Raw genomic sequence first — 7,569 nt, forward strand, 5'->3', positions numbered from 1 at the left:
TTCTCACGCCCCGATGACCTGCTGGAACTTGGTCTCGTACTCCTTCTCCCGCTTCTCGTCCAACGCCATGAAGACCTTGGACTTCGAGAGCATGGTCTCGTCCGGGAAGATGAGCGGGTTGCTGGCCAGGTCGGGGTCGATCTTCTCCATCTCGGCCTGGGCGCCCTTGACCGGGCAGATGTAGTTGACGTACGCGGCGAGCTTCGCGGCGACCGCCGGTTCGTAGTAGTAGTTGATCAGCTCTTCGGCGTTCGCCTTGTGGGTGGCCTTGTTCGGCACCAGCATGTTGTCCGACCAGAGCATCACGCCGGACTCGGGCACCACGAACTTGATCTTCTCGTCGTCGAAGCCCAGCTGGATGACATCGCCGGACCAGGCGACGCAGGCGACGATGTCGCCCTTGGCCAGCTCGGTGGAGTACTCGTTACCGGTGAACTTGCGGATCTGTCCGGAGTCGACGGCCCGCTTGAGCTTGGCCAGCGCGTCGTCGAACTGCGCCGTGGTGAAGTTCGCCGGGTCGTGGCCGTTGGACTGCAGCAGCAGGCCCATGGTGTCGCGCATCTCCGACAGCGCGGTCACCTTGCCCTTGAGCTCGGGCTTGGTGAGCAGCTCGTCGACGGTACGGATCTCAGTGGTGTGCTTGCCGTTGTAGGCGATCCCGGCAAGGCCGGACTGCCACGGGATGGCGAGCTGGTTGTCGCTGTCGAAGGAACGGTTGCGCAGCGAGGGCAGCAGGTTGGCCTCGACGTTGGGCAGCTTGGCCTTGTCCAGCTTCTGGATCCAGCCGAGCCGGATCATCCGGGCCGCCATCCAGTCGGTGAGGACCATGATGTCGCGCCCGGTGGGCTGACAGCCGGCGAGCTGGTTCTGCACCTTGCCGAAGAACTCGTTGTTGTCGTTGACGTCCTCGGTGTAGGTCACCTGGATGCCGGACTTGGCGATGAACGCGTCCAGCGTGGGGCGCTTGGACTCGTCCTTCTCGTCGACGTCCATGTACTGGGGCCAGTTGGAGAAGGCCAGTTTCTTCTCCGTCGCGGAGAGGTCATCGCTCTTGCAACCGGCCTCGGTCTGCTTGGCGGCCTTGGTGCCGCAGCCGGCCAGGGTGCCCGCGGTGGCGAGCAGGGCGGCCGAGCCGAGGGTGCCGGTGAGCAGACCACGCCGGGTGAGGGACCGGTGGGGACTACGCATGTGACGACTCCTAGGGGGATCATCGTCGGCGGCGGGACGGGGGTGGCACGCCGGCGGGAGGGGTCAATGGCGATGGACGACTGATCCTGACATGAGGTGACCTTCCTTACAAGGGATTCCGTTGCGGGAATAGCTTCGGGCCACGAAATACGCCAGACTGCGCCGGGGCACTACGCTCAGCGCCAAGGATTCGGACAGGGGGAGCGGACGATGGTCAACCGGCAACTGGAGAACGGGAACGGCACGCGCCGGATCACGGTGCGTGAAGGTGCCAGTCACGTTCTGCTCGACGACGTGGCCAAGCAGATCATCGAGCAGCTCCAGGAGGACGGCCGGCGCCCGTACGCGACCATCGGCAAGGCGGTCGGCCTCTCCGAGGCCGCGGTCCGGCAGCGGGTGCAGCGGCTGCTCGACGCCGGGGTGATGCAGATCGTCGCGGTCACCGATCCGCTCCAACTGGGCTTTCCCCGGCAGGCCATGATCGGCCTGCGCACCGACGGCGACCTGGAGACCGTGGCGGACCGGCTCGCCGAGTTCGAGGAGATCGACTACGTGGTGATCACCGCCGGCTCGTTCGACCTGCTGGCCGAGGTGGTCTGCCGCAACGACGAACACCTGCTGGAGATCCTGCAGAAGCTGCGCGGCGTCGCGGGCGTGCTGTCGACCGAGGCGTTCGTCTACCTCAAGCTGCGCAAGCAGACCTACAGCTGGGGCACCGCCTGATCGGCAGAACGACTCCCGACGACGGGAGGAGCTGCCTTGCCACGCCTTTCGAGCTGACGTCACAGACGACTCACCGACCGGTCTCCCCGCTCCCGGCCGCGGCCGCTCGCCCACCGGCCGGCGATATCACCGGCGACTCAGCTCGAAAGCCTCGCGCGACCAGTCACCCGGGCCGCCGGGCCAGCCTCGACGCCCCGGCGAGGCGAGTACGGAATCCGTTGTCAGCGGACATCTGGTTCGCTAATTCCGTCGCCGAATAGCCAAAGCGCTATCGATTCCCACTTGCCTTCCGGGTCCGGGCTGTGGGATAACCGTGGGCAGAGCGGCCGGTGTCACCCCTGACCGGCCCGAGACCCGATGGGGCTGACATGGCCAACGCCACCGACCACCTCTGGATGCACTTCACCCGGATGGCCAGCTACTCCGCCGGCGAGGTACCGACGATCGTGCGCGGCGAGGGCCCGTACATCTGGGACTCGCAGGGCCGCCGCTACCTGGACGGACTCGCCGGGCTCTTCGTCGTCAACGCCGGCCACGGCCGGACCGAACTCGCCGAGGCGGCCGCCAAGCAGGCCGGCGAACTGGCCTACTTCCCACTGTGGTCGTACGCCCACCCGACCGCCGTCGAGCTGGCCGAGAAGGTCGCCTCGCTGGCCCCCGGCGACCTGAACCGGGTCTTCTTCACCACCGGCGGCTCCGAGGCCGTCGAGGCGGCGTGGAAGCTGGCCCGGGCCTACTTCAAGCGCACCGGCCAGCCGAACAAGTACAAGGTGGTCAGTCGCTACATCGCCTACCACGGCACCTCGATGGGCGCGCTGTCGATCACCGGCCTGCCCGGCATCAAGAGCGACTTCGAACCGCTGGTGCCCGGCGGCATCAAGGTGCCGAACACCAACTTCTACCGGGCTCCCGAGCACGGCGACGACCCCGAGGCGTTCGGCCGGTGGGCCGCCGAGGAGATCGGCCGCGCCATCGAGCGGGAGGGGCCGGACACCGTGGCCGCGGTCTTCCTGGAGCCGGTGCAGAACTCCGGCGGCTGCTTCCCGCCGCCGCCCGGCTACTTCGAGCGGGTCCGGGAGATCTGCGACGCGTACGACGTGCTGCTGGTGAGCGACGAGGTGATCTGCTCCTGGGGCCGGCTGGGTGAGTACTTCGGCGCCACCCGCTACGGCTACCAGCCCGACATCATCACCACCGCCAAGGGCATCACCTCCGGCTACGCCCCGCTCGGCGCGATGATCGCCAGCGACCGGCTGATGGAGCCGTTCCTCAGCGAGACCGGCATGTTCGCGCACGGGGTCACCTTCGGCGGCCACCCGGTCTCCTGCGCGGTGGCCCTGGCCAACCTGGAGCTCTTCGCCCGCGAGGACCTGATCGGGCACGTCCGGGCCAACGAGGGTGCCTTCCGGTCCACCCTGGAGAAGCTCAACGACCTGCCGATCGTCGGCGACGTCCGGGGCGACGGCTACTTCTACGGGATCGAGCTGGTCAAGGACAAGGCGACCCGGGAGACGTTCGACGAGGCCGAGTCGGAGCGGCTGCTGCGCGGCTTCCTCTCCACCGCCCTCTTCCAGGCCGGGCTCTACTGCCGCGCCGACGACCGTGGCGACCCGGTGGTGCAGCTCGCCCCGCCGCTGATCGCCGGGCAGGAGCAGTTCGACGAGATCGAGCAGATCCTGCGCGCCGTGCTGACCGAGGCATGGTCGCGCCTCTGACCGGCGGCGCAGGACCGGACCGGGCCGGGACCGACGGGTCCCGGCCCGCGCCCGTCGGCCCGGCCGCCGTCGGGGGCACCAACCGGACCCGGGTACGCCGCCTGCCCGACCTCGCCGTCCACGACCGGTCGACCCTGCACGCCGTGCTCGACGCCGGCCGGGTCGGCCACCTGGCCATCGCCGACCACGACCAGCCGTACGCGCTGCCCGTCGCGTACGCCCGGGACGGCGAGCGGGTGCTGCTGCACGGCTCCACCGGGAGCCGCCTCTTCCGACACCTCGCCGCCGGCGCGCCGGCCTGCCTCACCGTCACCCTGCTCGACGGCCTGGTGCTGGCCCGCAGCGCCTTCGAGTCCTCGATGAACTACCGGTGTGCCATGGTGCTCGGCCGCCTGGTCGCGCTGGACGGCGCGGCGAAGCTGGCCGGACTGGAACGCCTCTCCGAGCACCTGATCCCCGGCCGCTGGCCGCAGATCCGGCCGCCGTCGGCCAAGGAGCTGGCCGCCACGCTGGTGCTCGCCCTGCCGCTGGACGAGTGCTCGGTGAAGGTCAGCTCGGGTCCGCCCGACGACCCCGAGGACGACCTCGACCGGCCGGTCTGGGCCGGGGTGGTGCCGGTCGTCGAGGCGTACGGCACCCCGCAGCCCGATCCACGGCTGCGCCACGACCTGCCCCCACCGGAGTGGTGATGCGCTACCAGGAACTGTCGTACTGGCTGTCCAGCGTGGACGAGCCGCTCACCCCGCGGCCCGGGCTGCCCGGCGACACGGACGCCGACGTGGTGATCGTCGGCGCCGGCTACACCGGGCTGTGGACGGCCTACTACCTCGCCGCGGCGGACCCGGCGCTGCGCGTCGTGGTGCTGGAGAAGGAGATCGCCGGGTACGGCGCCTCCGGCCGCAACGGCGGCTGGTGCTCGGCGCTCCTCCCCACCTCGCTGCCCGCGCTGGCCCGCCGACACGGCCGGGACCGGGCGCTCGCCATGCAGCGGGCGATGCAGGAGACGGTCCGCGAGGTCGGTCGGGTGGTCGCGGCCGAGGGCATCGACTGCGACTGGCGGGCCGGCGGGACGGTGGTGCTGGCCCGCACCGAGGTCCAGCACGACCGCGCCCGGGCGGCGGTCGCCGAGGCCCGCGAGCACGGCCTCGCCGACGAGGACCTGGTGCTGCTCGACGCGGCCGAGGCCGCCGGCCGCTGCCACGCCGAGGGGGTGCGCGGCGGCACGTACACCCCGCACTGCGCCGCGGTGCACCCGGCGAAGCTGGTCCGCGGTCTGGCCCGGGCGGTCGAGCGCCGGGGGGTACGCATCTTCGAGCGGACCCCGGTGACGGCGGTGCGCCCGGGCGCGGCGGTGACCCCCGCCGGGGTGGTCCGCGCCCCGGTGGTGGTCCGGGCGACCGAGGGCTTCACCCCCGCCCTGCCCGGGCAGCGGCGGGCCGTCGCGCCGGTCTACTCGCTGATGGTGGCCACCGAACCGCTGCCGGAGTCGACCTGGGCGCGGATCGGGCTGGCCGAGCGGGAGACCTTCTCCGACTACCGGCACGTCATCATCTACGGCCAGCGCACCGCCGACGGCCGGCTCGCCTTCGGCGGGCGGGGCGCCCCCTACCACTTCGGCTCCCGGGTACGCCCCGGCTACGACCGGGAACCCCGGGTCTTCGCCGCGCTGCGGCGGGTGCTCGGCGAGCTCTTCCCGGTGCTCGGGCCGGAGGTGCCGGTCAGCCACACCTGGGGCGGGCCGCTGGGTGTCGCCCGGGACTGGGCCGCCTCGGTGGGGCTGGACCGCGGCACTGGACTGGCCTGGGCCGGCGGGTACGTCGGCGACGGCGTCGGCACCAGCAACCTGGCCGGCCGTACCCTCGCCGACCTGATCCGGGGTGCGGACAGCGACCTGACCGCCCTCCCCTGGGTCAACCACCGCTCCCCCCGCTGGGAGCCGGAACCCCTGCGCTGGCTGGCGGTCAACGCCGGCCTCAAGGTGATGTTCTCCGCCGACGAGGCCGAACTCCGCACCGGCCGCCCCTCCCGCCGCGCCGCCGCCTTCTCCCGCCTCCTCGGCCACTGACCCGCACTCGCGCCCGGGGAGGCGCGGGTGTCGCGGGAGGTCAGTGGTTGGGGGGGATGACGCGGAGGTGGCCGCGGCGGCCCTGTTGGGGCGCCTGCGGGGCGACCTGGGTGTCATCCGGGGGGCGCGGGGGCGCGGGGCGGGCGGCCTCGCGGACCGCCTCGGCCAGGGCGACCAGGTCGTCGGTGGTGGGCGGGGGCGGCTCGAACTCGCCCTCGTGCCGTACCACGTCCCAGCCGCGCGGCGCGGTCAGGTTGCGGGCGTGCGGCTCGCAGAGGTCGTACGTGTGCGGCTCGGCGAAGGCCGCCAGCGGGCCCACCACCGCGGTCGACTCGTTGTAGACATAGGTCAATGTGGCGACCGCTTGCCGGGGGCAGCCGTTACGGGAGCAGCGCCGTGGTGACCTCACGGCGGCAGGGTATCCCCATTACCGGCTCCGGCGCACCGCTTCGCGTTACGACACGCCCGTCATGGTGATCACAATTCGTCCGATCGGATCACCGGCGCGCCGCTGCGGCGGCGCGACGACGGGCGGCCAGGTGGGGCGGGCTACCCTTTGCGTCATGACGAGCCCGGAGAACCGCCGCCCCGGCTCCGGCCGGCGCACCCACCGCGACCGGCACGGTCGCGGGCTGCGGGGGCGGCTGGTGCCGGCCACCGTACCGCTGGCCCGGACCAAGGCCGAGGTCTTCGACGACCTGGTGCTGGACACGGTCGAGACCCTGGAGCGCCGGTTCGCCAAGGAGCTGGCCGGCGTCGAGTTCGCCGTCGAGGACGTCCCGCCGGACCTGAACGTCTACGACTCGGACGTCCTGGAGGACGGCGAGGTGCCGCTCGCCCGGCTGCTGCCCGGCCGGCCGGGCCGGCAGGAGGTGCCGCCGCGGATCGTGCTCTACCGGCGGCCGCTGGAGTTCCGTGCGATGGACCGCGAGGACCTCGCGGATCTCGTGCACGACGTGATCATCGAGCAGGTGGCGAACCTGCTCGGGGTCGACCCCGACGAACTGGCCTGAGCCGGCCCCCACCGGCTCCGCCTGTCGGCCCGGGCCGGGCGGCCCCCACCGCCCCGGCCCGGTACGCGTCAGGCGGCGACCCGCCGCTTGAGCTTGCGCCGCTCCCGCTCCGAGAGCCCGCCCCAGATCCCGAACCGCTCGTCGTGACCCAGGGCGTATTCCAGGCATTCCGTCTTGACTTCACACCGCGAGCAGATGCGCTTCGCCTCGCGGGTCGAGCCGCCCTTCTCGGGAAAGAACGCCTCCGGGTCGGTCTGCGAGCAGAGCGCCCGCTCCTGCCACTCCGGCGCGTTTCCGAGCAGGTCGGCCACCTCGAGCTGGCCGTCCATCAAATGCCTCCTTGTCGCGCACCGGCGTCATCGCCGCTGCAACCCCCCACGCGAAAGGCGTGCTTGTCCGTCCGCACCCATTTTGTTGCGTTCCGGCCGAACAACCCCATTCAAATTACACGCGTGTAATGCGTGCGCCGTCAAGCCAAACTTGATAATGGAGTCGTCCTCCCGACACGTACGGGACGACCATCCGGGCCGCCCGAGCCTCGCAACCTGCCCTATCGATTCAGACCCCGGACGAGTAACGCCCTCTCCGGCGAGTTGCCCGAGATTTTCGCCGTGGCGCACCCGCCCGACGGCCCCCGGTGGAGGCTCCGGCGGGCCGCACCCGGGCGGCCGTCGCGACACCGTCCAAGATCAGCATGTGGTGGGGCACAGGTTAACGCGACCGGCGCACAACCGCCCGTCGAGCGCGCGAACGCCGACCGCGGGCCCGCCCCCGGGGGGGGGGGGGGGGGAGGGGGGGGGGGGGGTGGGGGTGGGTCTTTTCCTCTCGTGGGCGGGTTGGCCGAGCAAAACCGCGGGCAGCCCCC

General features: G+C 71.6%; 8 protein-coding genes. 5 read left to right on the forward strand and 3 right to left on the reverse strand.

All coding sequences use genetic code 11. The features are described from left to right. Window positions 1-3 precede the first annotated feature (3 nt). On the reverse strand, window positions 4-1,188 hold the full coding sequence (locus ACZ6S5_RS15580) for an ABC transporter substrate-binding protein (RefSeq protein ID WP_466000813.1): 1,185 nt from the start codon (window positions 1,186-1,188) through the stop codon (window positions 4-6). A gap of 210 nt (window positions 1,189-1,398) precedes the next feature. On the opposite strand from ACZ6S5_RS15580, the gene ACZ6S5_RS15585 reads away from it, so the two are divergent. The 4 genes from ACZ6S5_RS15585 (at window position 1,399) to ACZ6S5_RS15600 (ending at window position 5,691) form a co-directional block, all read left to right on the forward strand. Further along, the gene (locus ACZ6S5_RS15585) at window positions 1,399-1,911 is read left to right on the forward strand and encodes an Lrp/AsnC family transcriptional regulator (RefSeq protein WP_466000815.1); all 513 of its coding nucleotides are present in this window, start codon (window positions 1,399-1,401) and stop codon (window positions 1,909-1,911) included. Window positions 1,912-2,279: 368 nt separating this feature from the next. Further along, entirely contained in the window at window positions 2,280-3,626 is a 1,347-nt protein-coding gene (locus ACZ6S5_RS15590; RefSeq protein ID WP_466000817.1) for an aspartate aminotransferase family protein, read from the forward strand. Then, the gene (locus tag ACZ6S5_RS15595) at window positions 3,611-4,315 is read left to right on the forward strand and encodes a pyridoxamine 5'-phosphate oxidase family protein (RefSeq protein ID WP_466000819.1); all 705 of its coding nucleotides are present in this window, start codon (window positions 3,611-3,613) and stop codon (window positions 4,313-4,315) included. The genes ACZ6S5_RS15590 and ACZ6S5_RS15595 overlap by 16 nt, the downstream gene beginning before the upstream one ends. After that, complete coding sequence (locus ACZ6S5_RS15600) at window positions 4,315-5,691, forward strand: NAD(P)/FAD-dependent oxidoreductase (RefSeq protein ID WP_466000821.1); 1,377 nt, start codon at window positions 4,315-4,317, stop codon at window positions 5,689-5,691. Before ACZ6S5_RS15595 ends, ACZ6S5_RS15600 begins: the two co-directional genes overlap by 1 nt. 40 nt (window positions 5,692-5,731) lie before the next feature. Here the strand turns inward: ACZ6S5_RS15600 and ACZ6S5_RS15605 are convergent, their stop codons facing one another. Beyond that, window positions 5,732-6,100 (reverse strand): DUF3499 domain-containing protein, encoded by a 369-nt coding sequence (locus tag ACZ6S5_RS15605; RefSeq protein WP_466000823.1) that lies wholly within the window; start codon window positions 6,098-6,100, stop codon window positions 5,732-5,734. A 154-nt stretch (window positions 6,101-6,254) separates the two neighbouring features. Between ACZ6S5_RS15605 and ACZ6S5_RS15610 the strand changes: the two genes are divergently transcribed. Beyond that, window positions 6,255-6,704 carry a metallopeptidase family protein gene (locus ACZ6S5_RS15610; protein ID WP_091260118.1) on the forward strand — a complete coding sequence of 150 codons (450 nt, stop codon included), beginning with the start codon at window positions 6,255-6,257 and terminating at the stop codon, window positions 6,702-6,704. Between the two features lie 68 nt (window positions 6,705-6,772). Here ACZ6S5_RS15610 and ACZ6S5_RS15615 read toward each other — a convergent pair whose 3' ends face one another. Next, complete coding sequence (locus ACZ6S5_RS15615) at window positions 6,773-7,033, reverse strand: WhiB family transcriptional regulator (protein ID WP_013284161.1); 261 nt, start codon at window positions 7,031-7,033, stop codon at window positions 6,773-6,775. Window positions 7,034-7,569 lie beyond the last annotated feature (536 nt).

This window comes from Micromonospora sp. NPDC051924 (genome assembly GCF_055586005.1).

Bases quoted from the DNA above. Each gene is read 5' to 3' on its own strand.
- ACZ6S5_RS15600 (WP_466000821.1), top strand. From the start codon at position 4,315: ATGCGCTACCAGGAACTGTCGTACTGGCTGTCCAGCGTGGACGAGCCG.
- ACZ6S5_RS15595 (WP_466000819.1), top strand. From the start codon at position 3,611: ATGGTCGCGCCTCTGACCGGCGGCGCAGGACCGGACCGGGCCGGGACC.
- ACZ6S5_RS15615 (WP_013284161.1), bottom strand. From the start codon at position 7,033: ATGGACGGCCAGCTCGAGGTGGCCGACCTGCTCGGAAACGCGCCGGAG.
- ACZ6S5_RS15585 (WP_466000815.1), top strand. From the start codon at position 1,399: ATGGTCAACCGGCAACTGGAGAACGGGAACGGCACGCGCCGGATCACG.
- ACZ6S5_RS15610 (WP_091260118.1), top strand. From the start codon at position 6,255: ATGACGAGCCCGGAGAACCGCCGCCCCGGCTCCGGCCGGCGCACCCAC.
- ACZ6S5_RS15580 (WP_466000813.1), bottom strand. From the start codon at position 1,188: ATGCGTAGTCCCCACCGGTCCCTCACCCGGCGTGGTCTGCTCACCGGC.
- ACZ6S5_RS15590 (WP_466000817.1), top strand. From the start codon at position 2,280: ATGGCCAACGCCACCGACCACCTCTGGATGCACTTCACCCGGATGGCC.